Raw genomic sequence first — 24,627 nt, 5'->3', positions numbered from 1 at the left:
ATCTCCTTGTTTGCCGAGAGATAGTGTCTCGCGCCGCAGATTTCCATAAGGTGGAGCCCGGCGACTGTGCCGGTTCACGCGTTGACGAGAAAGCCTTCCCTGAGCCAGGGATGCAGCGCCTTGCTGGCTGCAAGGATATCGCCGCGCCCGTCGACATCAGCACCGGAAAACCGGGTGACGATGCCGCCGGCCTCTTCGACCATCAGCGCCGAAGCGCCGAAATCGTGGATCGACAGCCCGTCCTCGAAGAAGCCGTCCAGCCGGCCGCAGGCGACATAGGCGATCGACAGTGCCGCCGAGCCCAGGCGGCGCACGCCCGCCGTATTGGCCATCAAGCGTTTGATGGCATCGAAATAGGTCCCTTCCGAAACCGCCTTGACCTGGCCCGGGATCGGCAGACCGGCGCCGATCAGCACGTTTTCGATCTCGGCGACATCGGCGCAGCGGATACGTTCGCCATTGAGATAAGCCCCGCCGCCGAGTTCGGCGCTGAACAACTCGTCCAGCATGGCGTCATAGACGACGCCGGCGACCAGCCTGCCGCCTTCGGCGATCGCGATCGTCATGCCGAAATGCGGGAGGCCCCAGGCGTAGTTGGTCGTGCCGTCGATCGGGTCGATGTAGATGATCGGCGTTTCCGGCCCGGCCGTGCGGTTGCCGACGGCTTCCTCGCCCTGGATGGCATAATCCGGGAAGGCCTTGACCATCTCATCGACGATAATCCGCTCGACGGCGACATCGATCTCGGTCTGGTAATCGCGCGGCGCCTTGGCAAGCATTTCCCCGGATGTCCGCCGCCGCAGGGAGCTACGGGCGGTTTCACCCGCCTTCAACACCGTTTCGGCAAGAACGATGAGACGGGATGACGCGTTCGGGGAAAGGCGCGCTGATATCGGGGAGGATGTCATGTGGAAAATCCGGATGCTGCAGATATGACGAAGTGAATCGTGCGGAGCCACTCCCTTCGCAGAGACCGATGATGATTTTATGAAGCTGCCCGCCCTTGAATAACCGATATTATATCAGGCGCTCGGTCGATGCGTCAAAGAGATGGACCTGGGCCGGATCGACCGAAAGCCCGATCATCTCCCCCGGCCTGACCTTGTCGCGCCGGGTCTCGACGATCGTCAGTTCCGGCTGGGTCGCCGCGACGATGAAAGTCGAGGAGCCCGTCGATTCGACGAAGGCGATCGGCACATCGAAGCTGCCCTGCCCGGGCGCGACCACCTCGATGTGCTCCGGCCGAATGCCGGCCACGAGTTGGCGCCCCGCTTCGACGGCGCGTGCGATTGCAAGCCGCTGCTTCACCGCCCCAAAATCCAGGACCAGGCTCTTGCCGTCTTCGGCGGCGATCGCCGGAATGAAATTCATCGCCGGCGAGCCGATGAAACCGGCGACGAAGCGGTTGGCCGGCCGGTCGTAAAGGTCCAGCGGCGCGCCCTGCTGCTCAATGATGCCGTCGCGCATGACAACCACATGATCGGCCATCGTCATCGCCTCGACCTGGTCGTGGGTGACGTAGACGAAAGTGGCGCCCAGCCGGTCGTGCAGGGCGCGGATTTCCTTGCGCATCGAGACACGCAGCGCGGCATCAAGGTTGGAAAGCGGCTCGTCGAACAGGAAGGCCTGCGGGTTGCGGATAATGGCGCGGCCCATGGCGACGCGCTGCCGTTGGCCCCCGGAAAGCTGGCGGGGATAGCGGTCGAGCAACCGGGAAAGACCGGTGATGACAGCGACTTCCTCGGCTTTCTGCTTTGCCTCAGCCTTGGGGACGCCGTGCATTTTCAGCGAATAGGTCAGATTCTGTTCCACCGTCATATGTGGATAGAGGGCGTAACTCTGAAAAACCATAGCGATATCGCGTGCCCGCGGCGGTACGTCGTTCATCACCTCGCCGGCAATCTTCAGCGTGCCGCCGGTAATTTTTTCCAGCCCGGCAAGCGAACGGAGCAACGTGGACTTGCCGCATCCGGACGGACCGACCAGTGCCACGAACGTGCCCTTGGGAATTGAAAGGTTGACATTCTTAAGCGCGTGAAAGGCGCCATAATGCTTCTCGACGCCCAAGAGTTCGATTTGGATGTCCTGGCTCATACTGAAAACCTTGCTGGTCCCCAACCGGGACCGATGGGATGGTCAAGGGTGAAAAACGTCATCATTTGACTGCTCCAGCGGCGATGCCGCGCGTTAGCGTGCGCTGGAAGATCAAGAAGAAGATCACGGTCGGTATGATACCCAGGAAAGCCGCCGAGGCCTGCAGCACCGGGTCCGACATGTTCTGACCGCGGGTGAGGCCCATGGCGACCGAGACCGTCTGGTTGTTGTTGGACACCAGCATGACGAGCGGGATCAAGAATTCGTTCCAAGTCCAGATGAAAAAGAAGGTTCCCAGGACCATGAGCGTCGGCCTCAGCATCGGGACGACGACGAACCACAGCGTTTTCCAGTGGGTCGAGCCATCCATCTCCGCCGCTTCGAGGATTTCCTTGGGAAAGGTACGCAGCACGGTCGAGAGCAGGTAAGTCCCGAAAGCGCTTTGCAGGACCGCGAAAATGATGATCACGGAAAGCTGCGTATCATAGAGGCCGCTCGCTTTCGCCATATAGTAAAGCGGGTAAATGATGGACTCCTGCGGCACCATGATGCCGAGAAGAAAAACCACCAAAATCACGCGCGAACCCGGCACCCTGCCGACCCCAATCGCATAGGCGTTGAACAGGCTTATCAGTACCCCCAACATAGACACAGCGAGACTGATCACCACGCTGTTGAGGAGCTTGCGGCCGAAATCAGACACCGTCCAGAATTTCTCGAGCGCCGTGAGATCGATCGACCGAGGAATCGAAAGCGGTCCGCCGACTGCGTATTCGGCGCTCGCCTTGACGGCGTTGAGAAGAGCAAGGAAAAACGGAAAGAGCGTAAAGGCGAGGAGGAGAATAAGGATGGCCAGCACCACCCACCGCATGGGATCGCGTCGCGCGCGATCGGCTGTCGCCGTCGCCTTTGCCTTGGTCGTACCGTCGCTGAGAACTGAGTAAGCCATGATCTACTCCTTCGACTCCTGCCGGCTTTGGAAGCGTAGGAAAATCACAGCCAAAGCGATCGTCAGAGTCGTTTGCACGACCGCGATGGCTGCGGCATAGCCGACGCGTTGTGTTGTGAAGAAGTGGTAGTAAGTCAGATAGGATGGCACGAGGGTGGAATTGTCGGGGCCGCCGGCGGTGATGACAAAGATCGGCGCAAAGACTTTAAGCGCTGCGATCAGCGTGGTCAGCACAACGACGAAAATCTCCGGCGCCAGAAGCGGAATGGTGATCGTCACCAGCCGGTTCCACCAGTTTGCCCCATCGAGCTCGGCGGCTTCGTAGAGAGAAGGGTCGATGCGCGAAAGACCGGCCATGAAAACCACCAGACAATAGCCGACCTGTATCCAGACGATAACGAGCGAGACGGCAGCAAGCGCGTATGTCGCATCGCCGATCCAGTTCTGGGCGAGATTGTCGAGGCCGACAGCCTTTAGCGTGATGTTGATGACACCGACCGGATTGAGAATCCAGCCCCAGAGCACGCCGGCGACCGTTACGGGCAGAATCTGCGGTAAGTAAAAGCCGGCCCTGAAGAAGCTCGAGACCCATTCCCCGAATTGATCCCTGACATAGTCGAACAGCAAAGCGGCCAGCACCAGGCCGATGCACACCGGTATCACGGTCATCGAGATGATGAACAGCAGCGTGTGATACATCGATCCCCAGAATTGATCGTCCGTAAGCAGGCGATGATAGTTCTGCAGGCCGACCGGTCGCGGCGTGCCAACGCCCTTCCATGCCGTGAAGCTCAGCCCGAGATTAGCAAGCTGCGGTATGAGCACGATCAGGATGAAGCCGATCGCCCCCGGGATGAGGTAGAGGCTATAGCTTGGTGAACCGTCGCTCGATCGCTGGCTGGATATGGCCATATCATTCTTCCTTCAGCCGCCCATAAAGGGCTGCGCCGGAGGCGCAGCCCAGCGTTCAAGGTCGCGCTACTGATTTTCCTGCGCGTCGTCGTAAACCTGCTTGATCTGTTCGACGAACTGCTCCGCGGTCAGACTGCCCTGGAAGAGACCGGTGTCTTTCTGATTGAGCACGTCGTAGTAGCCGGGGACTGGCCAGTCAGGATAGAAACCGAGGCCGTTTTTGTCAGAGATCTGCTTGAAAACCGCTGCGGCGTTCTTGCCGATGGGGTTGGTGATGGCGGAAAGATCAGCGGCGATCGGCACGCCGCCGGCATTGCCGAGTTCAGCTTGGTACTTCGGCGACAAGGTCAGGCTGATCCATTCGGCGGCGAGATCGGGATTCTGGCTAGCCTTGGGAACGACCCAGAGATTGCCTGTCGAGCCGACCGAATATTTCGGCGTCGGAATGACGAACTGACCCCACTTGAAGTCCTTGATGGTCGAGGCGAAGGTGCCGAGATTCCACGTGCCCGAGACATACATCGGCGCTTTGCCGGAGGTAAAGAGTAGAGCCGCGTCCGGGTCCTTCATGCCCGTAGAGTCCTTGTTGATGTAGCCCTTGCCGACCCAATCGACCAATGTCTGCGCCGCATAGAGGTAGGGCGCGCCATCGAGGGGGGCCTTCAAACCCTGATAATTCTGGACCCAGGCGTCATCGGCCTTGGTGTAGGCGAGAGAGGCAAGCAAGTGCTGGCCACTGGTGTCGATGGCGCCGAGCGCGAGAGGTGTGAGACCCTTCTGCTTGAAGGCTTCCAAGGCAGCGACCCACTCTTCGAGCGTCGTCGGTGGCTTAAGGCCTGCCTTTTCGAACATGTCGATATTGTAGAAGCACGAAACATATTCGCCGAAGACCGAGACGCCCCAAACAGGGCCGGAGCCATAGATGCCCTTTTCGTCGTAACGGCTTAGGACAAAATCGCCTTCGTTAAGGATCTTGTCCCAACCTTCCTTCTTCACATAGGCATCCAGATTGGTCAGCAATCCCTGGCTTGCAACCAGGCCAGCGGTCGCATTGCCCTTGTTGTACTCGAGCACGTCGGGGGCCTGATCGGAATTGAGGATCATGCCGCCTGAGGCCTGCAACTGCTGAAAGGTCTTCTGCTCGAAGCTGACGGTGATGTCCGGATGTTTCGTCTTGAACTCCTCGAGCGCTTTCTTCCAGACAATGCCCTGAGCCGTGGTCGGCTCCTCGAACCACCAGATCTTGAAGGTCTTCTGTTCGGCATGGCCGATCGATGTCATCAGCATCGCCGTGCCGAGTGCTAGCGCAAGTCTTGCAATTCTTTTCATGCTTTCCTCCCAAAAAAGCGGCTGCGCCGCGAAAAGACCAGGTTAGTCAGTCGTGGTGCCCCGCCAGGCCTCCCAGCCGGCGGCGCCCCACCTTAGGCGTCGATCAGGGATCAACAACGAAATCTCCGCCCCGGCATTGCTTCAGATAGTTGAGCCCGTGAATCTGACCAGTCATTTCGAGTTCGTCGCGATAGACCGGATCGTGCCAGCCTTCGATGTCGATCGAGCCCGACCAGCCGGCAAGGCGCAGTTCGGAAATGATGTCGGTCCAGTTGCTGTCGCCGAAGCCCGGCGTGCGCATGAAGATGAATTTCTCCTTGCCGAAGATGCCGTGTTCCTTGATGACCTCCCAGCGGATGGTCGCGTCCTTGCCGTGGACGTGGAAGATCTTGTGCGCCCATTTGCGGATCTGCGGCATGGGGTCGATCAGATAGACCATCTGATGGCAGGGTTCCCATTCCAACCCGATATGGTCATCCGGCGTCTCGTTGAAGATCAATTCCCAGGCATCCGGGTTGTGAGCGATGTTCCAGTCGCCGCTCGCCCAATTGCCGTCCATGGCGCAGTTCTCGAAGGCGATCTTGACGCCCTTGTCGGCGGCCCGTTTGGCGAGCTCGCTCCAGATCTGCTTATAGCGCGGCAGGCTGTCGGTCAGTGGCTTGCCTCGGACGCGGCCGGTGAAGCCGGCGACGCAGGTGGCGCCGAAGTGATGGGCATTATCGATGCAATCCTTCCAGCCCTGCAGCGTTTCGAGGTCGATTGCGTCCTCTTCCAGCGGGTTGCCGAACATGCCGAGCGTCGAGATGGTGATGTCGCGGTCGCCGATCGCCTCGAGGCAACGCTTGCCGAGTTCGGCGAGGTTCTGGCCCTTGGTCGTCTGCCAGAAGAAGGGTTCGAAGCTTTCGAAGCCGAGCTCGGCAATCTGGCCGATGCGGGTGGCGGCATCGCCCTTGTTGCCGCTGACCATGGTGCCGATGCGAATGGATTTTGCAGGGTTGCTCACGTCACTTGATCCTATGCTGAAATTTCGATGCGCCGGCCGGTCCTGGCGCTTTCGATCGCGCCGAAGACCATGGCGAGGCTTCTGATATTGTCGGAATTGACGGTCTCCGGCTGTTTGCCGGTGCGGATTGCCGCGATGAAATCGGTGATGACGCTGGCATGGCCGTGAGTCTCCGCGTCATGGTCCGGCCCGGGAACGTTTACGGAAGCAAAGCCGTGCAAGAGCCCTGGTTCTCCGCCGGCGACGGTCGCCTTGAAATTCTCCTCACCGTCCCAGGTCAGCATTCCCTTCGAGCCGACCAGCCGCCACTGGCTTTCCCAGCTGGTGCGCTCGCCCTCGGCGCACCAGGAGCCGCGATAGGTGAAGACGATATCGTCGGAAAATTCAAAGATCGCGTTGGCCGAGGCGCCGTGCCGGTACCAGGAACCCTTCGGGTTGCGCTCGACGCAATAGACGGCGAGCGGCTTCCTGTCGGCGACAAAGCGCGCCGCATCGAAGGTGTGGATCGCCATGTCGAGCAGCAGGACATTGTCCATCTCCTCGCGGAAGCCGCCGAAATGCGGTGCCAGGAAGAAATCGCAATGGATGCCGGTCAATTCACCGATCGCGCCGCTGTCGACGAAACGGCGCAGGCGCCTGACCCCTGATATGAAGCGACGGTTCTGGATGACGGCGTGGATGCGGCCGGTCTCGGCGGCGATATCGATCAGTGCGGCACCTTCGGCCAGCGAAGCCGCCATCGGCTTTTCGCTGAGCACATGGCAGCCGGCCTTCAGCGACGTCGACACGATATCGTAACGGGCGGACGGAATGACGATGTCGAAGACGAGATCGGCCTTGGCGGCGGCGATGACTTCGGACAGGTCAGAGCCGATGACGGCGCCTTCGAGGCCGAACTCGGTGGCAAGCTCTTCCGCCGTCTTCCGGTTCAGGTCGACGAGGCCGACAATGGTGATGGCATCGGCGAGCTGAGGGTTGGAAGCGATGGCGCGCAACCAACCTTTGGACATAGCTCCGCACCCGCACAGAATGGCACTGAATTTCACGATTTCCTCCGAGGGAATGGCGCCAACTCCTAGTGACACGCATCCCGTAAACGTTTACGAATGTAGGCGGAAACGTTTTGGGATGTCAATAGAGGCGAATGCGAAAGTGCGGACCGGAGAAAAATCGCCAGCCATGAAAGGGATTCGCCAGCTTGCCGAACACCTGGATATCTCGATCGGCACGGTCTCCCGTGCGCTGAACGGCAAACCTGATGTGAACGAGGAAACCCGCCGGCGCGTGCTGGCGACGGCCGAGCAACTTGGCTATGTCGCCAATCAGTCGGGACGGAGCCTCCGGCAGGGTGAGACGAAGGTCATCGGCCTGATGATCGAGTCCGGCCAGGAGACGGTCGAGAATGCCGACAACTTCTTCCTCGGCGTCACCAGCGGTCTGCAGAGCGTCTTTGCCCGCCACAAGCTCGACCTCCTCATGCTCCCCTGCCCTGGCGACGAGGACCCGTGCGAATATCTGAAGCGCATGGTGGCACGGCGTGTCGTCGATGCGATGATCATCTCCAACACGTTGCGCATCGATCGGCGCGTCGATCTTCTCTCGCGGGCGAAGATCCCCTTCGTCGCCGTCGGCCGCAGCCTATCGGCCGACAATTTCCCCTGGATAGACCTCGATTTCGAAGGCGTCGCCGAACGCGCTGTCGAAAGGCTGGTCGCGCGCGGCCATCGCCGGATCGCGATCACCGCGCCCTCGAGCGACGTCAACCTCGGCTACGTCTTCGTCGAGAGCTATCGTCGCACGCTCGAACGGCTCGGTGTCCCCTTCGACCCGTTGCTCGTCATTCGCGTCAAGTCGAGCGAGCAAGGCGGCTATCAGGCAGCGCATGAACTGCTGCAGCTTGAAGATCGGCCGACCGCGGTCATTCTGATCTACGAGCTGATGGCGATCGGCCTTTACCGCCGGTTGATGGAGTCGGGTATCCGGATCGGCCGCGATCTCGCGGTGATCGGCTTTCGCGATGCGCCGCGCGCACGCTTCCTGCAGCCCTCGCTGAGCTGCTTTCGCATGTCCCTCTACGATCTCGGCATCGCGCTCGGCCAGATACTGCTTGCCAACATGCCGGCCCATCGCGCGTCCTATCCGGACGGCGGCCGCAACATCATCTGGCCGCTGGAACTCGTGCCAGGCGAAAGCGACGCGTTTGAGATCGGGGCTCCGGCCTGAGCCTCTTGTAGAGGGGCCGGGCTGCTGCCGACCGCGGATCAACGTCCCTCCGCCGATGCGATGATCGCAGCCACGGCGCTGGAGCACGGGTTGAAACTCGTGACGCGAAATATTGCCCATTTCATCCCGCTCGGTGTCGAATGCATCGATCCCTGGCGCTTTGCCGGCACGCCGGGGTGAGCGGCCAGCGACCACGGGCAGGAGTTTCCCGAGATCGAATGCACGTGCTTGGCAGAGTGATAGGAAGGTAGTAAACTTTACCACCACAAGACCGAGGACGGAAAATGCCGAATGTTGAGAAAGTGAGCATAGCCGTTACCACGCATCAGGCTGCGCTGCTTCGTGACGTGGTCAAAACCGGCGCCTATGCCACCACAAGCGAAATCGTCCGCGAGGCCGTCCGCGACTGGGAGGCCAAATGGGAAGCTCGCCAGGCCGATGCCAGGCGCCTGAGGGAACTTTGGGACGAAGGCAAGGCCAGCGGCGATCCCGTTCCAGCAGATTTCGACAAGCTGCGCGAAGAGGCTCGTCAGGAACTGAGCGCTGCGCTGAACAATGCCCGCTGATCTCGTTTGGTCGCCCCAGGCTCTGGCGGACATCCGTGACATTTATGTTCAGGTCGGTCTGGAACAGCCGCAGGCGGCTGAGCGGCTTTTCGATAGCTTCGAGCGGAAAGCGAAGCTGCTGATCGAGCAGTCGCGTCTTGGCAGGCGCCGACCCGAGATCCGGCCCGGGGCGCGCATGCTGGTCGAAGCACCGTTTGTCATGCTCTACGAGACCATTCCAGACACCGATGATGGGCCTGTCCAAACCGTCAATATCGTGCGCGTCCTTCACGGCAGGCGTGATCTCGCATCGCTCGATTGAACTGAGGCGCGACAGCCTGACGCCGATAAGCAAACACTTTTTATTTTCTATCGCATCTATAGAATTTGTACTCTTATCTCGGCGCTCGATTTCTTTCACCGATAGCATCCTCAGAATTGGAGGCGTCGATGAACAGCGTGTTGAGGCAAACAGACCAGATCCGGCCCGTGGCCGCCCGTATCGGCAGCGACGAGGAGGCGATCGCCACCGCCCGCAGACTGGCGGCGCAATTTGCCGCGCGCGCCGCCGAGCGCGATGCCGACCGGATCCTGCCGTTTACCGAACTCGATCTTCTCGCCCAGTCCGGCCTCCTGGCGATCACCGTGCCCGCGCAATATGGCGGGCTCGATGTGTCCAATGCCGTGCTTGCCGAGATCACTGCAATCCTGTCGGAGGCGGACGGTTCGATCGGCCAGATCCCGCAGAACCATTTCTATATTCTCGAGGCGCTCAGAACCGACGGCAGCGAGGAGCAGCAGCGCTATTTCTTCGGCCGTGTGCTGGCCGGCGATCGTTTCGGCAACGCGCTTTCCGAGCGCGGCACCAAGACGGTTGGCCACTACAACACCCGCATCACCCGCGACGGTCCGGGTTACCGGATCAATGGCCGCAAATTCTATTCCACAGGCGTGCTCTTCGCCGACTGGATCACCATCTTCGCGCTCGATCCGGAGGATCGGCTGACCATGGCCTTTGTGCCGAAGGGCACCGAAGGCGTCGAGATCGTCGACGACTGGGATGGCTTCGGCCAACGCACCACCGGCAGCGGCACGACGATCCTCGACAATGTCTATGTCAGTGCCGATTCCGTGGTCTTCCATCACAAGGGTTTCGAGCGGCCGACGACGATCGGTTCCGTCGGCCAGATCGTCCATGCCGGCGTCGATCTCGGCATCGCGCGAGCGGCTTTTGCCGAAACGCTTGAGTTCGTCAGGACGAAATCGCGCCCCTGGATGGATAGCGGCCTCGACCGCGCCTCCGACGATCCGCTGACGATCGCCAAAGTCGGCCAGATCGCCATTCGGCTGGAAGCGGCAACCGCTCTCGTGGAGCGCGCCGGCCACAAGGTCGATGCCGCGCAGGTCGAGACGACGGAGGAAAAGGTGATCGCGGCCACACTTGCGGTTGCCGCCGCCAAGGTGCTGACGACAGAGGTGGCGATCGAGGCGGCGAATACGCTGTTCGAGCTTGCCGGAACCTCGTCGGTACAAACAGGCCTCAATCTCGATCGCCACTGGCGCAATGCCCGCACCCACACGCTGCACGATCCCGTGCGCTGGAAATACCACGTGGTCGGCAACTACCATCTGAACGGCGTGACGCCACCGAAGAACGGCGCGCTCTGAAATTCTCGTCGCTTCAAAAAGAAAACCCCACCGCCGACGCCGGCGGTGGGGTTTTTGCTTTTGCGAATAACGGTCGCCTCAGCTGTAGAGGCTGACCTCCGGTATCCGGTCGTTCAGTACGAATTCGCCGACTTCCCTCGCCTTGTAGAAGACCGGGTCGTGCAGCGTGTGGGTGCGGACATTGCGCCAGAACCGGTCGAAGCGGTATTTGTCGGCAGTCGAGCGGGCGCCGGTCAGCTCGAAGACGCGTGAGGTGATGTCGAGCGAGACATGGGTGGCGTGGACCTTGGCGGTATAGGCTTCCGCCGCCGCCTCGCCGCGCTCGCGCGCCGTCACGTCGCGGCCGCGGGCAAGACCCGCCTGCACGGCAGAGGCGGCGCTGTCGGCAAGAGCTGCCGAAGCCTTGAGCGCGGCGGTGAATTCGCCGACGCGCTCAAGGATATAGGGATCGTCGGCGGCGCGCTCGACGCCTGAGGTGATCCACGGCCGCGTGGTGGTTCTGACGTAATCGACGGCTGCCTGCAGCGCGCCTTCGGCGGTGCCGAGATAGAAGTTGACGAAGACCAGCTGGATGAACGGCGTGTTGAAGGTCGACAAGACAGGCGGCGCTGCGTCGGGTGCTGCCGGCGCGCCGACGAAATCCTCCTCGTAGACGGGGAAGTCGCGGAACTCGACACTGCCGCTGTCGGACAGGCGCTGGCCGATATTGTCCCAGTCGTCATTGGCGATATAGCCGGGGCGATTGGTCGGCACGGCGAAGCCGGCGATCTTGTCGTCGAGGGCCGCATTGGCGTTGATATAGTCGGAGACCCGCGCCGCGGTGGAAAAGGATTTGCGCCCGTTCAGCACATAGCCGTTGCCGCGGCGGGTCAGCACCAGTCCGGGATCGCGTGGATTGACGGCCGCACCCCAATAGAGGTTCCTGGCGACAGTCTCGCTGCCCAGTGCATGGGCGCGTGCGGCATCGAGCGCCCAATAGATGTACTGGCTGTTGACATAGTGGTAGCCGAGCAGCTGGCCGATCGAGCTCTCGCCGCGGGCAAGAATGCGCACCAGCTTCAGCCCGTCGACCCAGTCGAGACCGCCGCCGCCGATGCTGGCGGGATGCAGCGCGTTGAGCAGGCCGGCATTCTTCAGTTTGATGATCTCGGCAAGCGGGGGACGGCCTTCGCGATCAAGATCGGCGGCACGCCGGGAAAGATCGGCCGAGATTTCCTCGGCGCGGGCAAAGAGGTCTTCGCGTGTCGGGTTGCGACTGGCCGCGAAGATCACATTGGATTGGCTCATGGCGGAACTCCAATTCTGCAAAAAGATGATCCGGCGGCAGCGTGATGCTCCCGCCGGAAGGATCGAGAGGTGACCTCCTTAGAAAAGCTTGTCCGGAATCCAGCTCGCCGTGGCCGCATCGCTCGTGCTGAAGGCCGGGATCTTCTGTGCCAGGTCCTCGATCGTCTTGACGCTGGCCGCGCGCAGGCTTTCTTGCGTCAGAAGCGTCGGCTTCACGGTAATCTGATGCGGAACCGTCTGGCCGGCGATTTCAAGCGCTGCGGCGCGGATGGAAACGGCGCCGACGACGGCCGGATTGGTCGCCACGGTCGCAACCCAGGGGCTGCCCTCCTCGGTGATCTCCTGGATATCGGCCGTCGAGACGTCGGCCGAATAGATCTTGAGCTTTTTGGCGATGCCGAGGTCGTTGGCGGCGAGCTTCACGCCGCGGGCGAATTCGTCATAGGGAGCGAAGACGACCGATATATCGGGATTGGCGGTGAGTGCGGCCTTCGCCTGGTCGGCGGTCGAGGTGGCGGTCGTGTCGCTGACATTGCCGAAACGGGCCTTTTCGGTGACGCCCTTATTTTCCGACTTGAACTTGTCCCAGACCTCGTTGCGGCGATCGAGCGGCGCAAAACCCGCGACATAGACATAACCGGCTTTGAAGTCCTTGCCGTTGTCCTTCACCACCTGTTCGAGCGCCAGCGAAGCAAGCTCGTGGTCGCTCTGTTCGACTTGCGGGATCTTCGGGTTGTTGAGGTTGACGTCGAAGGCCACGACCTTGATGCCCTTGTCGAGCGCCTGCTGCACGACATCGCCGAGCGATTCCGGCAGGCCGTGGTCGATGACGATGCCGGAAACGCCGAGATTGATCGCCTGCAGGATCTGCTCGCGCTGCTCGGCGGCGTCCTGCCGACCGGGGAAGACGCGCAGGTCGATATCAAGCGCCTTGGCCTGGGCTTCCGCACCGGCCTGGTAGGCCTGGAAGAAATCGCCGGCCGAGATATAGCTGATCAGAGCCACCTTGACGCCACCCTTATCGAAGGGGGCCGGAGCGCCGGACAGGCCGTCGGCTTTTGCGCCTTGACTGAAAATGAACGGAATGACGGCGGCAGACAGTGCAAGCCGTGCGAGGGATTTCATCGTCGCGTTCCTTCTAGCAAACGAAAGCGTCGTCTGACAGGTCTGGCAGCCCTCGCGACGCATCGGATTATTTAGATATAATCTCTATGTTTTTAGTAGAGTAAATGATCCGATTTTGCGGGCTGCGGGAGATTCTTTGTTTCCCGAGAACAGTTTGTAAGGGAAAGGCGTGCCTGGAGTCCGACCGCCCCCACAGGGCACACTCCGGCTTCATATGCAGTCCCGGACATGATCGATGCCGCTTCTTTACATTGACAATATCACCCGCAGTTTCGGGTCGACGCGGGCGTTGGCCGGTGCCGATCTTTCGATGGAGCGCGGTGAGATCGTGGCGCTGATGGGGGCAAACGGCGCCGGCAAATCGACGCTGGTCAAGATCCTTTCCGGCGTGCTTCCAGCCGATGGCGGCACGGTCAGCCTCGATGGCCGCCCGTTTGCGCCGCGCAGCCCGGCCGAGGCGGCAAAGGCCGGTGTCGTCACCGTGCATCAATCGACGGATCTCGTCGGCGCGGCCGGTCTGAGCGTTGCCGATGCCCTGCTGCTCAACCGGTTCGCCGATCGCAGCACGCCCTTTCTCGTCTCCCGCGCCGGCATCCGCCGTGCGGCGCAGGCAATGCTCGATGCCGCCGGCTTCAGCCTGCCGCTCGATCGTGATTTCGGCGAACTCAGCAGCGCCGATCGGCAACTGGTGGCGATTGCCCGTGCGCTTGCCAACCGCGCCGATCTGCTCATCCTCGACGAGCCGACGGCAAGCCTTTCCGGAGAGGAAAGCCGCCGCCTGTTCGACATTCTTCTCGGCCTGCGCCAACGCGGTCTGGCCATCCTCTACATCTCGCACCGCACCGCCGATCTCGAAGCCATCGCCGACCGTGCGCTCGTCATGCGCGGCGGTCGCGTCGTTGGCACCTTCGCGCGGCCGATCGATTTTTCCAGCGCCATCGAGACGATGATCGGCCGCAGACTGGATGCCGCCCGGCCGGATGCGCGGCCGGCGGCCGGTCCGGCGATTTTCGAGATGCGGGATATCAGCCTGCTCCCTGACGCTGCGCCCTTCGATCTCTCATTGCATGAGGGCGAGGTGGTGGCGGTGACCGGTGTGCTCGGCGCCGGCAAAAGCCGGCTGCTCCAGGCGATCTTCGGCGTGACGGCGCTTGGCCGTGGTGCGATGTTCCTCGACGGCCGGCCGTATCGGCCGAAAAGTGCGGCCGACGCGATCGCCGCGGGTGTCGCCATGGCAGCCGAGGACCGGCATCGTTCCTCGCTGATGCCGCCGGCATGGCCCGGCCATTCGCTGTCGGCAACGATCAGCCTGCCGCATCTCGGCACATGGTATCCCAGCGGCTTCCTGGTCGGCGGCCGCGAGCGACGCGAGGCCGAGCAAGCGATCGCCCGCCTCGGCATCAAGGCCGTCGGTCCCCTCGCCTCGGTCTGGTCGCTCTCCGGCGGCAACCAGCAGAAGGCGGTGATCGCCCGTTGGGAAGCGGAGCCGAGCCGGCTGCTGCTGCTCGACGAACCTTTCCAGGGCGTCGATGTCGGCGCCCGGCACGACATCATCCGGGCAATCCGTGCCCGCACCGACCGGGCGACGCTGATCGCCACCTCCGACCCGGAGGAGGCCTATGAAGTGGCCGACCGCATTCTCGTCATCGACCACCACGTGTTGAGGCCCGCGGCAGACGGAGCCGCGCTTGCCTCCGCAATCCAGGGAATATCCGCATGACCACGATCGACGAAGAAACCCTGCCGCAGGCAAGCGCCCGGCCAAAGGCATCGCCGCAATCGGGCAGCAGCCGTCTCGCCGCTTTCGGAGCGTTCCTCCGGGCGGGCGCGGTGTTCATCCTGCTGGCGGCTCTCGTCGTCGGCTTCACCATCGCCGAGCCCGCCTTCATCAATATCGCCAATCTGATGAGCATCCTGCAGGCAGTGTCGGTCGTCGCCATTCTTGGCGCCGGCGTCACCGTGACGCTGGCTGTCGGCGGTTTCGACCTGTCGATCGGCGCGGTCGCCGCATCGAGCGTGATGGCGGCGAGTTATGCGATGATCGTCTGGCACCTCGATGCTTATGCGACGGTGCCGCTGGTGCTCGCCTTCGGTGCCCTGGTCGGCCTCGTCAACGCTTTCCTGATCGTCCGCCTGAAGGTGCCGGATCTCCTGGCGACGCTGGCGATGATGTTCCTGCTGTCCGGCCTGCAGCTGATCCCCACCGCCGGCCGCTCGATCTCGGCGGGCCTCACCCTGCCTGACGGATCGAAGGCGACCGGCGCCTATGACCCGGCCTTCCTGCTGATCGGCCGCTACAGCATTTTCGGCACGCTACCGGTATCAGTGGTGCTGATGGCAGCCGTTGCCGTTCTCCTTTTCATCCTGACCGAGCGCACCCGCATCGGCCGGCTGCTGTTTGCGACCGGCGGAAATGAGGTCGCGACCCGGCTTGCCGGGGCTTCGACCGTCAGGCTGAAGACGCTCGCCTATGTGCTGTCGGGCACGCTGGCCTCGCTCGGCGGCATCGTCATTGCCGCCCGCGTCGGCCGCGGCGATGTCTCCTCCGGCGGCTCGCTGCTGATGGATTCGGTCGCCGCCGCGCTGATCGGTTTTGCCGTCCTCAATCTCAGGCGTCCGAACGTGCTCGGCACCATTGCTGGCGCTGTCTTCGTCGGTGTGCTCTTGAACGGTCTCACCATGCTGAACGCCCCCTATTACACCCAGGATTTCGTCAAAGGCGCCGTGCTCGTCGGAGCCTTGGCGCTGACTTACGGCCTCGGCCGCAGCAATCCCTAATTCCAAGGAAGAAAGACATGACCCGCGAAATCAGGCTGAATGCCTTCGACATGAATTGCGTCGGACACCAGTCGCCGGGGCTCTGGCGCCATCCGCGTGACAAGTCCTGGACCTACAAGGATCTCGACTACTGGGTGCATCTGGCAAAGACGCTGGAGCGCGGCAAGTTCGATGGCTTGTTCATCGCCGACGTGCTCGGCGTCTATGACGTGCTGAACGGCAATGTCGATGCCGCCCTGCGTCATTCCGCACAGGTGCCGGTCAACGATCCGCTGCAGTTGATCCCGACCATGGCCTACGAGACCGAGCATCTCGGCTTCGGCCTGACGGCATCGCTCTCCTTCGAGCATCCCTACACCTTCGCCCGCCGCATCTCGACCCTCGACCATCTGACCAAGGGCCGTGTCGGCTGGAATATCGTCACCTCCTACCTCAACAGCGGCGCGCTCAATATCGGCCAGCCGGCGCAGACCAGGCATGACGACCGTTACGACCTTGCCGAGGAATATCTCGAGGTCTGCTACAAACTTTGGGAGGGAAGCTGGGAGGATGGTGCCATCGTGCGCGACCGCGAAACCGGCATCTTCACCCATCCCGACAAGGTCCATCCGATCGGTCATGCCGGCAAGCATTTCAACGTGCCCGGCATTCACTTGAGCGAACCCTCGCCGCAGCGTACGCCTGTGCTCTATCAGGCAGGCGCCTCCAGCCGCGGCAAGGATTTCGCCGGTGCCCATGCCGAATGCATCTTCGTCGCATCGCCGTCGAAAGCCGTACTGAAGCGCTACGTCGCCAATGTCCGCGAGGCGGCCGAACGCGTCGGCCGCAATCCGCGCGAAATTCTCGCCTTCAACCTGCAGACCGTGATCCTCGGCGAAACCGATGCGGAGGCGCAGCGGAAGTTCAATGAATACCGCAAATACGCCTCCTTCGAAGGCGCGCTGACGCTGATCTCCGGCTGGACCGGCATCGATTTCGGCCAGTTCGGGCCGGACGAAGTGCTGCGGCACCGTCATACCAATGCGGTGCAATCGGCTGTCGAGACCTTCACCACCATCGATCCCACCAAGGAATGGACGGTGCGCGAAATGGCCGACTGGGTCGGCGTCGGCGGTTTCGGCCCGGTTTTTGTCGGCTCGCCGCAGACGGTCGCCGATCTCATGCAGGAATGGATCGAAGACACCGATGTCGACGGCTTCAACCTTGCCTATGCCGTGACGCCCGAGAGTTTCGAGGATGCGGTCGATCTGCTGGTGCCGGAACTGCAGAAACGCGGCGTCTACAAGACCGACTATACCAAGGGAACGCTGCGGGAGAAGCTTGGCGGTAAAGGGCCGCGGCTTGCTGCACCGCATCCGGGCGCGGCCTATCGCAATCTCTTCAGCGAGCCCACACGTATCGCCGCCAGCGGTTGAATAAAATAATGGTTGGGTGACAAAAAATATCTCGCCCGGCCCGATCATTCGAATTTAATCTCTGTGACAACCGGTGTTTCGCCCTGAATATGGGCGCTCGGAATTCGATCGAGCAGGAGGGCGCATGACCATTCCAGAAATCTCGCGGCGCACGCTGATGAAGGGCAGCGCCCTCCTCCTCGCCTCGACGGCGCTCACCCGGCGAGCCCTCGCGCAGGCCGCGCCAAGCGGCGGCCGGCTGGTCGTCGCGGCCGATTCCGAGCCGAAGAATCTCAATCCCGCCATCGTCGCCTCGAACGGCGTCTTCTTCATCGCCAGCAAGGTGATCGAACCGTTGGCCGAGGCCTCGTTCGACAGTAAGGACGGGCTTGCGCCGCGTCTTGCCACCTCCTGGGAGGGCTCGCCCGACGGCCTCTCCGTCACCTTCAAGCTGCGCGACGGCGTCACCTGGCACGACGGCAAGCCGTTCACCTCACTCGATGTCGCCTTTTCCGCCCTCAATATCTGGAAGCCGCTGCAGAATCTCGGCCGGCTGGTCTTTGCCAATCTCGAAGCCGTCGATACCCCCGACGATTACACCGCCATCTTCCGCTTCTCCAAGCCGACGCCGTTCCAGCTCATCCGCAATGCCCTGCCTGTCGTCTCCAGCGTCGTCGCCAAGCATATTTTCGACGGCAGCGATATCGCCACCAATCCGGCCAACAACACGCTCGTCGGCACCGGCCCGTTCAAATTCGCCGAATACAAGCCCGGCGAATATTACCGGCTGACACGCAATGAGAACTACTGGGGCGAGGATCAGCCGAAGCTCGACGAGATCGTCTTCCGCGTGCTGCCCGACCGCGCGTCGGCGGGTGCGGCACTCGAAGCCGACGAAATCCAGCTTGCCGCCTTCTCGGCGGTGCCGCTTGCCGATCTCGACCGCATCTCCAAGGTCGAGGGCATCAAGGTGATCTCCAAGGGTTATGAGGCCTTGACCTACCAGCTTGTCGTCGAGATCAATCACCGCCGCAAGGAGCTCGCCGATCTGAGAGTCCGCCAGGCGATCGCGCAGGTGATCGACAAGAAATTCGTGGTCGATACGATCTTCCTCGGTTACGCCACGGCTTCGACCGGCCCGGTGCCGAAAAATGCGCCGGAATTCTATACATCCGATGTCGCGACCTATGCGTTCGACCCCGCCGCCGCCAACGATATTCTCGACAAGGCCGGGTATAAACAAGGGCCTGATGGCAACCGCTTCTCGCTGAAGCTGCGCCCCGCGCCCTATTTCAACGAGACCCGGCAGTTCGGCGATTACCTGCGCCAGGCGCTTGCCGTCATCGGCATTAATGCCGAGATCGTCAATGCCGATGCGGCCGCGCACCAGAAGGCTGTCTATACCGACCATGATTTCGATCTTGCCGTCGGTCCGCCGGTCTTCCGCGGCGACCCGGCGATCTCCACCACCATTCTCGTTCAGTCCGGCACACCCGACGGCGTGCCCTTTTCCAATCAGGGCGGCTACGTCAATCCGGAGCTCGACAAGATCATCAAGCAGGCCTCAGAGACCGTCGACACGGCGGCGCGCACCGATCTCTACCGCAAGTTCCAACAGCTCGTCGTCGCCGATCTGCCGCTGATCAACGTCGCGGAATGGGGGTTCATCACCGTTGCGCGCGATAACGTGCTCAACGTCTCGAACAATCCGCGCTGGGCCGTCTCGAACTGGGGCGATACCGCGCTGCAATCGTGATAGGATCGGCGGCAATTCTCTTTCGAGAGGCCCTCTCCGGCGTGAAACGAGCCATCATCCTCCTGAGGCGCAGGGCGATCAGCAGTATTCCGGTGCTGCTGATCGTGGTGATCTTCACCTTTTTCCTGCTCGAATCCGCCTCGGGCGATGCCGTCGACGCCTATCTCGGCTCGATCGGCGGCGGCGATGCGGCACTCAGGCAGTCGCTGCGCGAGAGCTACGGCCTCGACCAGTCGATGCTCGCCCGCCTCTGGCTCTATCTTTCCTCGCTGGCCCGGTTCGATCTCGGCTGGTCGGTCGCCTTCAACAGGCCGGTCGGTGCGCTGATTACAGAACGCCTTCCCAACACGCTGCTGCTGATGGGCAGTGCCACCGCACTTTCCTTCGGCCTCGGTTCGGCGCTCGGCATCCTTGCCGGGGCGCGGCCGGGAAGCCTGCGCGATCGGCTGCTGTCGATCGGCTCGCTTGTTGTTTACGCCATTCCGAGTTTCTGGCTCGGCCTGGTTCTCAGCATCGCCTTCTCGGTGAAGCTGCGCTGGTTTCCGATCGCCGGCGTCGAGACGATCGCTTCCGGCAAGACAGGTTTTGCCCGCGCGCTCGATATTGCGGATCATTTGGTTCTGCCGGTCGGTGCGCTTGCCCTGATCTATCTCGCTCTGTTCCTGCGGGTGATGCGCAGCGGCATGGCCGAGGCGTGGAAGCTCGATTTCGTGCTCTTCGCCCGCGCCAAGGGCCTGTCGCGCAGCCGCATCGTGCTGCGTCACGTGGCGCGCAATGCGCTGCTGCCGCTCGTCACCATGCTCGGGCTGCAATCGGCCGCCATGCTCGGCGGCAGCGTGGTGATCGAGAGCGTCTTTGCGATCCCGGGTTTCGGGCGGCTGGCGCAGGAAGCGGTCAATGGCCGCGATGCGCCGCTGCTGATGGGCATTATCGTCACCAGCGCCGTCCTCGTCATTGCGGTCAACTTCCTCGTCGATCTCGTCTATGCCACGCTCGACCCGCGCATCGGCGCGTCGGAGGGCGGCATATGAGCTGGCTGCGGCGCCTGCTGCACACGCCGGAAGGTGTGGCCGGACTGGCGATCCTTCTCATCCTGCTTTCGGCCGGGCTGCTCGCTCCTATCGTTTCGCCGGGTGATCCGCTGAGGATCGCCGGCCGCGCCCTGCTGGCGCCATTCACCGATCCGGCTTTTCCGCTCGGCACCGATCGCCTCGGCCGCGACGTCCTGGCCGGCCTCGTTTATGGCGCGCGCACCTCGCTGGCCGTCGGTCTCGCCGCGGCGTTTTCGGCCATGCTCCTCGGCGTCTTCGTCGGCATGGCGGCGGGTTTTGCCGGCGGGCTCATTGACGAGGCGCTGATGCGGGTGGTCGACGCTTTCCAGATCGTGCCGGGCTTCCTGCTGGCGCTCGCCTTCGTCAGCACGATCGGGGTGTCGACACCTGTCGTCGTCCTTGCCATTGCGCTCGGAACCTGGGCCGATCCGGCCCGGCTGACGCGGGCGCAGGTGTTGGCGATCCGCGAGCAGGATTACGTCGCCTCGGCGCGGGTGATCGGCATGCATCCTGTAGAGATCGCCTTCCGGGAAATCCTGCCGAACGCGCTGCCGCCGGTGCTGGCGCTGTCTGCCACCATCGTCGCCGGCGCTGTTCTCACCGAGGCAGCACTGTCCTTCCTCGGCCTCGGCAACCCCAACATCGCCACCTGGGGTTCGATGATCGCCGAGGGACGCAGCGTCTTGCGATCGGCCGCCTATCTCTCCGTCATCCCGGGCGCAGCACTTGCCGTGACGCTGCTCGGCGTCCATCTGTTCAGCGAGGGCCTCGGCAAGGCGCTTGGTGACGGCGGGAGAGCGCCATGAGCGGCATTTTTTGCAGCCTCCGGCAGCTTTCGGTCACCTATGCGCGCGGCAACGCTGTCGCCGCGCTCGATCGCGTCGATCTCGATATCAAGGCCGGTGAAAGGCTAGCGATCATCGGCGAAAGCGGCTCCGGCAAGAGCACACTCGCCCGTGCGCTCGCCGGTCTGCTGCCTGACGGAGCGAAAGTTGACGGCGAGATGCTCTGGCCCGGACTTGGCCATCCGCCCCGCCCGGGCCGCGATTTCGGCTTCGTCTTCCAGGACCCCGGCACCAGCCTCAATCCGGTGCTGACGATCGGCGAGCAGATCGCCGAGGGCGCCAGGCGCCATCTCGGCCTCGGCTGGAAACAGGCCTCCATCAGGGCCGAGGAATTGCTCGACCGGGTGCGGATGCCGCAGCCCGGCAAGCTGATGCGAGCCTTTCCGCACCAGCTTTCCGGCGGCCAGCGCCAGCGCGTGGCGATCGCGGCGGCAATCGCAGCAAGGCCTCAGCTGCTGATCGCCGACGAGGCGACCAGCGCGCTCGACGTCGTGGTCCAGGCCGAAATCGTCCGCCTGCTCGACGGATTGGTGCGCGAGGACGGCATGACGCTGCTTTTCATCACCCACGACATCGCGCTTGCCTCCGGCTTCGTCGACCGGATCGCCGTCTTCGGCAATGGGCGCCTCGTCGAGGCGGGCCCTGTCCGTTCGGTGCTTTCGGCGCCGAAAAGCGACTATACTTCAGCCCTCATCGCCAGCCATCGCGACCTCGCCACGCCGCCGTTGATCGCAGAGGTGCTGCCATGAACGATGTGCTGCTCTCCGTCGAAAACCTGTCGAAAGGCTTTTCCTCTTCGGGCCGCCATGTCGCCGCACTCGACAATGTGTCGCTGACGATCGCGCCCGGGGAAACACTCGGTCTCGTCGGCGCCTCCGGCAGCGGGAAATCGACGTTGTCCCGCATCCTGCTGCGGCTTCTCAGCGCCGATGCCGGCTCGGTCCGCTTCGAGGGAGTGGATTGGCTCGCTCTGGCCGGCGCGCCGTTGCGCCGCCGGCGGGCGCGCATGCAGATGGTGTTCCAGGATCCGCTCGCCGCCTTCAATCCGCTGGCGAGTGTCGGCGCCGTACTCGACGATCCGCTTCGCATCCACGGCGTTGTCGCGAAAGACCGGCGCCCTGGTGAGATCGCCATGCTGCTCGAACGCGTCGGCCTGCCCGCCGATTATGCCGGTCGGCCGGTCCGTGCGCTTTCCGGCGGCCAGCGGCAGCGTGTGGCGATCGCCCGGGCAATTGCGACGCGGCCCTCGCTGCTGGTGCTCGACGAGGCGGTCTCGGCCCTCGACGTCACCGTGCGCGGCAGGATTCTCGAACTTCTGGTCGATCTGCAGAAAGAACAGGGCATTGCCTGTCTGTTCATTTCACACGATCTTGCCGTGGTCCGCGCCGTTTCCCACCGCATCGCCGTTATGGATGGCGGGCGGATCGTCGAGACCGGTCCGGCAGCGACGCTCGTTGCCGCGCCGCAATCCGATGCGGCTCGCACGCTCGTTGCGGCTGTCCCCCGTCTCGTGACCGATCCCTGCTGAAGGAAGTATCCATGGCCGATCTTGGTTGGAATCCCCTGCATGGCGTGCCTTCCTATCCCACGGAGCGCTACGCAGTGCTTGCCGATAGGATCGGCGGCATCTTGCGCAGCCGCAACGATATAATGCTCGTGCAGGCAGAAGCCGTGGTGGCGCTGGAGGCGGCCGCCGTCAGCCTTGCGCGCCCCGGCCTTACGGCCCTCAACATCGTTACCAGCCCCTATGGCAGCTGGTTCGGGCAATGGCTGCGGCGGGGCGGTGCGACGGTCAGGGATATTGCTTCCGAACCGGGCCTGCCGGTTGAAATCGAAGCCGTCGCCAAAGCACTTGATGCGGCTGGTCGCATCGATGTGCTCGCTCTGGTGCACGCGGAATCCGCGAGCGGCATTCTCAACCCCCTGCCCGAGATCCTGGCGCTTGCCCGCGCCCGCGGCATCGTCACCGTCGTCGACGCGGTCGCCTCCATCGGCGGCCATGAGTTCGATGTTGACGAACTCGGCATCGACATCGCGGTGATCGGCCCGCAGAAGGCGCTCGGCGGTCCGGCTGGTCTGTCCGCACTCTCGGTTAGCCCTGGCGCCTGGGATCTCATTCTCAGAGATGGTGCGCCGCGCGATTCGATTTTGTCGCTGGCCGACCTGAAATCATGGGTCGACAATGGCGTTCCCGGCCTGCCGGGAACGCCGGCGCCGCTGGAATTCTTCGCGCTGGAGATTGCCCTCGACCGCGTCGAGGCCGAAGGCCTGGAGAATATCGTCGCCCGCCATGCGCTGGCGGCATCGGCGACACGGGCGGGGCTAACCGCACTCGGCGCCCCGGCCTGGGTGCCGGCAGCAAAGGCTTCGAACCTGGTGACGGCGGTGCCGGTACCGAAAGCGCTGACGCCGGCTGCGCTGATCGCAGCCGCCGGACGGTTGGGCGTCGAGCTGACCGACGCCCTCGGAACCGCGCCGTCTCGTCTCGTGCGGCTGAACCACACAGGTCAGCGTGCCGCGTTCCAGCCGGTGCTTACAAATGTCGTAGCCTATGGCACGGCCTTGAGGCAGGCCGGCCATCCCTGCGATATCGCCGCCGCTGCGGAGGCGATATCCGCGGCCTACAGCCGCTGAACCGAATTCGGCCCTTGATAAACGCGGCCCGTCAAGGCAGGAGAGTGGCATCACGGAGACTTGGTGCAGATGACGAGATTGCTGGATGCGCAGGGCCTGGAGATTTCGCATGCGGGGCATCGCACCCGGCTGAAATGGCACCGGCTGCGCAAACGATTTGCCGATCCGCTGTTCTCCGCCGCGGTGATGGCGGAGGGATTTGCCGCCGGCGCCTCGATGGAGCTCGATCTGCGGGTGCGCGCCGATGGCGGTTTCGTCGTGCTGCACGACGAGGACCTCGACGGTGAAACGACCGGGCACGGACCGATCGCCGAAAAGAGCATGGGCGACCTCAGCGATATCAGGATGCAGGAGGGCGACCGGCCGCTGATCCTCAGTGAGGATCTCGCCGCCATGATGCAATCGACGCATCCGGCCGCGCTGCTGCAATTCGACATGAAGGACGATTACGAGGCGATCGGCGCGCGCGGCATTGCACATCTTGCCGAGCATTTCCGCGATATCGCCGCCTCGGTGATCGTCAGCGGCGGCAGTCTCGACCTCATCGTCGCGGTCAAGGAGAAACTGCCGCATCTCCTGCGTGGCATCGATCCCACAGACAAGCTCTACGATATCTGGAAGGCCAGCGGCTGGAAGGCGGTCGAGACGGAGTTGCGCGCCGACCTCAGCGGTCCGACGGAGCCGGACACGGTCTATCTCCATTGGCGCTTGATCCTGGACGCTGCCAAAGAGGGCCTCAATCTGATCGGCCTTTGCCAGGATCACGGCAAACGCGTCGATGCCTGGACTTTTACGCTTAGGGATCCGGAAGCCGGTTTCAGCGACGAGGAATGGCGGAATTTTCAGGCGCTGATGGCCCTGAAACCGGATCAGATCACGACCGACGAGGCGCCGGCGACCGAGCGGGCTTGGGGCCGCCGCATGGCGGATTAACCGTCTTGGCGAACGCTGCCCTAAGGTGTGAGCGGCTTTCGATGCCCTATTTCCGGGCTTATCGGACGTTTTGTACAATTTGCATCATTTTAAACTTCTG

At 62.8% G+C, this 24,627-nt stretch carries 24 protein-coding genes; 15 read left to right on the top strand and 9 right to left on the bottom strand.

Features of this window, described 5'->3' with window-relative positions; translation table 11 throughout:
• Positions 1-74 precede the first annotated feature (74 nt).
• From CO666_RS26010 to CO666_RS25980, 7 genes are all read right to left on the bottom strand, one after another.
• Positions 75-908: an inositol monophosphatase family protein gene (locus tag CO666_RS26010; protein WP_097614956.1), complete on the bottom strand. Its 834-nt coding sequence runs from the start codon at positions 906-908 to the stop codon at positions 75-77.
• A 109-nt stretch (positions 909-1,017) separates the two neighbouring features.
• Positions 1,018-2,094: an ABC transporter ATP-binding protein gene (locus CO666_RS26005; protein WP_097614921.1), complete on the bottom strand. Its 1,077-nt coding sequence runs from the start codon at positions 2,092-2,094 to the stop codon at positions 1,018-1,020.
• Positions 2,095-2,155: 61 nt separating this feature from the next.
• Positions 2,156-3,043 (bottom strand): carbohydrate ABC transporter permease, encoded by an 888-nt coding sequence (locus tag CO666_RS26000; RefSeq protein ID WP_097614920.1) that lies wholly within the window; start codon positions 3,041-3,043, stop codon positions 2,156-2,158.
• A gap of 3 nt (positions 3,044-3,046) precedes the next feature.
• Positions 3,047-3,955 carry a carbohydrate ABC transporter permease gene (locus CO666_RS25995; protein ID WP_097614919.1) on the bottom strand — a complete coding sequence of 303 codons (909 nt, stop codon included), beginning with the start codon at positions 3,953-3,955 and terminating at the stop codon, positions 3,047-3,049.
• A gap of 66 nt (positions 3,956-4,021) precedes the next feature.
• A complete protein-coding gene (locus CO666_RS25990; RefSeq protein WP_097614918.1) occupies positions 4,022-5,284 on the bottom strand; it encodes an ABC transporter substrate-binding protein in 1,263 nt (420 codons plus the stop codon).
• Between the two features lie 103 nt (positions 5,285-5,387).
• Complete coding sequence (locus CO666_RS25985) at positions 5,388-6,287, bottom strand: sugar phosphate isomerase/epimerase family protein (RefSeq protein ID WP_097614917.1); 900 nt, start codon at positions 6,285-6,287, stop codon at positions 5,388-5,390.
• A gap of 11 nt (positions 6,288-6,298) precedes the next feature.
• Positions 6,299-7,333, bottom strand: coding sequence for a Gfo/Idh/MocA family protein (locus tag CO666_RS25980; RefSeq protein WP_097614916.1), 1,035 nt, complete (start codon positions 7,331-7,333; stop codon positions 6,299-6,301).
• 133 nt (positions 7,334-7,466) lie between these two features.
• Between CO666_RS25980 and CO666_RS25975 the strand changes: the two genes are divergently transcribed.
• The 5 genes from CO666_RS25975 to CO666_RS25955 all read left to right on the top strand — a co-directional run bounded on the left by CO666_RS25975 (position 7,467) and on the right by CO666_RS25955 (position 10,723).
• Positions 7,467-8,510 (top strand): LacI family DNA-binding transcriptional regulator, encoded by a 1,044-nt coding sequence (locus CO666_RS25975; RefSeq protein ID WP_097614915.1) that lies wholly within the window; start codon positions 7,467-7,469, stop codon positions 8,508-8,510.
• 21 nt (positions 8,511-8,531) lie between these two features.
• Positions 8,532-8,690 carry a PIN domain-containing protein gene (locus CO666_RS35050; protein WP_425352435.1) on the top strand — a complete coding sequence of 53 codons (159 nt, stop codon included), beginning with the start codon at positions 8,532-8,534 and terminating at the stop codon, positions 8,688-8,690.
• A 104-nt stretch (positions 8,691-8,794) separates the two neighbouring features.
• Positions 8,795-9,076 (top strand): ribbon-helix-helix domain-containing protein, encoded by a 282-nt coding sequence (locus CO666_RS25965; protein WP_097614914.1) that lies wholly within the window; start codon positions 8,795-8,797, stop codon positions 9,074-9,076.
• A complete protein-coding gene (locus CO666_RS25960; RefSeq protein WP_097614913.1) occupies positions 9,066-9,377 on the top strand; it encodes a type II toxin-antitoxin system RelE/ParE family toxin in 312 nt (103 codons plus the stop codon). Before CO666_RS25965 ends, CO666_RS25960 begins: the two co-directional genes overlap by 11 nt.
• Positions 9,378-9,505: 128 nt before the next feature.
• Entirely contained in the window at positions 9,506-10,723 is a 1,218-nt protein-coding gene (locus CO666_RS25955) for an SfnB family sulfur acquisition oxidoreductase (RefSeq protein ID WP_097614912.1), read from the top strand.
• 78 nt (positions 10,724-10,801) lie between these two features.
• On the opposite strand, the gene CO666_RS25950 is transcribed toward CO666_RS25955, so the two are convergent.
• Positions 10,802-12,010, bottom strand: a complete 1,209-nt coding sequence (locus CO666_RS25950; RefSeq protein WP_097614911.1) for an acyl-CoA dehydrogenase family protein — start codon at positions 12,008-12,010, stop codon at positions 10,802-10,804.
• Between the two features lie 78 nt (positions 12,011-12,088).
• Positions 12,089-13,135 (bottom strand): substrate-binding domain-containing protein, encoded by a 1,047-nt coding sequence (locus CO666_RS25945; protein WP_097614910.1) that lies wholly within the window; start codon positions 13,133-13,135, stop codon positions 12,089-12,091.
• Positions 13,136-13,370: 235 nt separating this feature from the next.
• On the opposite strand from CO666_RS25945, the gene CO666_RS25940 reads away from it, so the two are divergent.
• The 10 genes from CO666_RS25940 to CO666_RS25895 all read left to right on the top strand — a co-directional run bounded on the left by CO666_RS25940 (position 13,371) and on the right by CO666_RS25895 (position 24,527).
• Positions 13,371-14,855 (top strand): sugar ABC transporter ATP-binding protein, encoded by a 1,485-nt coding sequence (locus CO666_RS25940; protein ID WP_097614909.1) that lies wholly within the window; start codon positions 13,371-13,373, stop codon positions 14,853-14,855.
• Positions 14,852-15,913 carry an ABC transporter permease gene (locus CO666_RS25935; protein ID WP_097614908.1) on the top strand — a complete coding sequence of 354 codons (1,062 nt, stop codon included), beginning with the start codon at positions 14,852-14,854 and terminating at the stop codon, positions 15,911-15,913. The genes CO666_RS25940 and CO666_RS25935 overlap by 4 nt, the downstream gene beginning before the upstream one ends.
• Positions 15,914-15,930: 17 nt before the next feature.
• Positions 15,931-17,328: an LLM class flavin-dependent oxidoreductase gene (locus CO666_RS25930; protein WP_097614907.1), complete on the top strand. Its 1,398-nt coding sequence runs from the start codon at positions 15,931-15,933 to the stop codon at positions 17,326-17,328.
• Between the two features lie 124 nt (positions 17,329-17,452).
• Positions 17,453-19,063 carry an ABC transporter substrate-binding protein gene (locus tag CO666_RS25925; RefSeq protein ID WP_097614906.1) on the top strand — a complete coding sequence of 537 codons (1,611 nt, stop codon included), beginning with the start codon at positions 17,453-17,455 and terminating at the stop codon, positions 19,061-19,063.
• Between the two features lie 41 nt (positions 19,064-19,104).
• Entirely contained in the window at positions 19,105-20,094 is a 990-nt protein-coding gene (locus tag CO666_RS25920; RefSeq protein ID WP_097614905.1) for an ABC transporter permease, read from the top strand.
• Complete coding sequence (locus tag CO666_RS25915; protein WP_097614904.1) at positions 20,091-20,921, top strand: ABC transporter permease; 831 nt, start codon at positions 20,091-20,093, stop codon at positions 20,919-20,921. Before CO666_RS25920 ends, CO666_RS25915 begins: the two co-directional genes overlap by 4 nt.
• Positions 20,918-21,709 carry an ABC transporter ATP-binding protein gene (locus CO666_RS25910; protein WP_097614903.1) on the top strand — a complete coding sequence of 264 codons (792 nt, stop codon included), beginning with the start codon at positions 20,918-20,920 and terminating at the stop codon, positions 21,707-21,709. The genes CO666_RS25915 and CO666_RS25910 overlap by 4 nt, the downstream gene beginning before the upstream one ends.
• Positions 21,706-22,488: an ABC transporter ATP-binding protein gene (locus CO666_RS25905; protein WP_097614902.1), complete on the top strand. Its 783-nt coding sequence runs from the start codon at positions 21,706-21,708 to the stop codon at positions 22,486-22,488. The genes CO666_RS25910 and CO666_RS25905 overlap by 4 nt, the downstream gene beginning before the upstream one ends.
• A gap of 11 nt (positions 22,489-22,499) precedes the next feature.
• Positions 22,500-23,594, top strand: coding sequence for a pyridoxal-phosphate-dependent aminotransferase family protein (locus tag CO666_RS25900; protein WP_097614901.1), 1,095 nt, complete (start codon positions 22,500-22,502; stop codon positions 23,592-23,594).
• Between the two features lie 69 nt (positions 23,595-23,663).
• Complete coding sequence (locus CO666_RS25895) at positions 23,664-24,527, top strand: glycerophosphodiester phosphodiesterase (RefSeq protein ID WP_179869766.1); 864 nt, start codon at positions 23,664-23,666, stop codon at positions 24,525-24,527.
• Positions 24,528-24,627 lie beyond the last annotated feature (100 nt).

It is taken from the genome of Rhizobium chutanense (assembly GCF_002531935.1).
Taxonomy (GTDB): Bacteria; Pseudomonadota; Alphaproteobacteria; order Rhizobiales; family Rhizobiaceae; genus Rhizobium; species Rhizobium chutanense.
The sequence above is the reverse complement of the archived record's forward strand: the minus strand, read 5'-3'. Positions and strand labels throughout refer to the sequence as shown.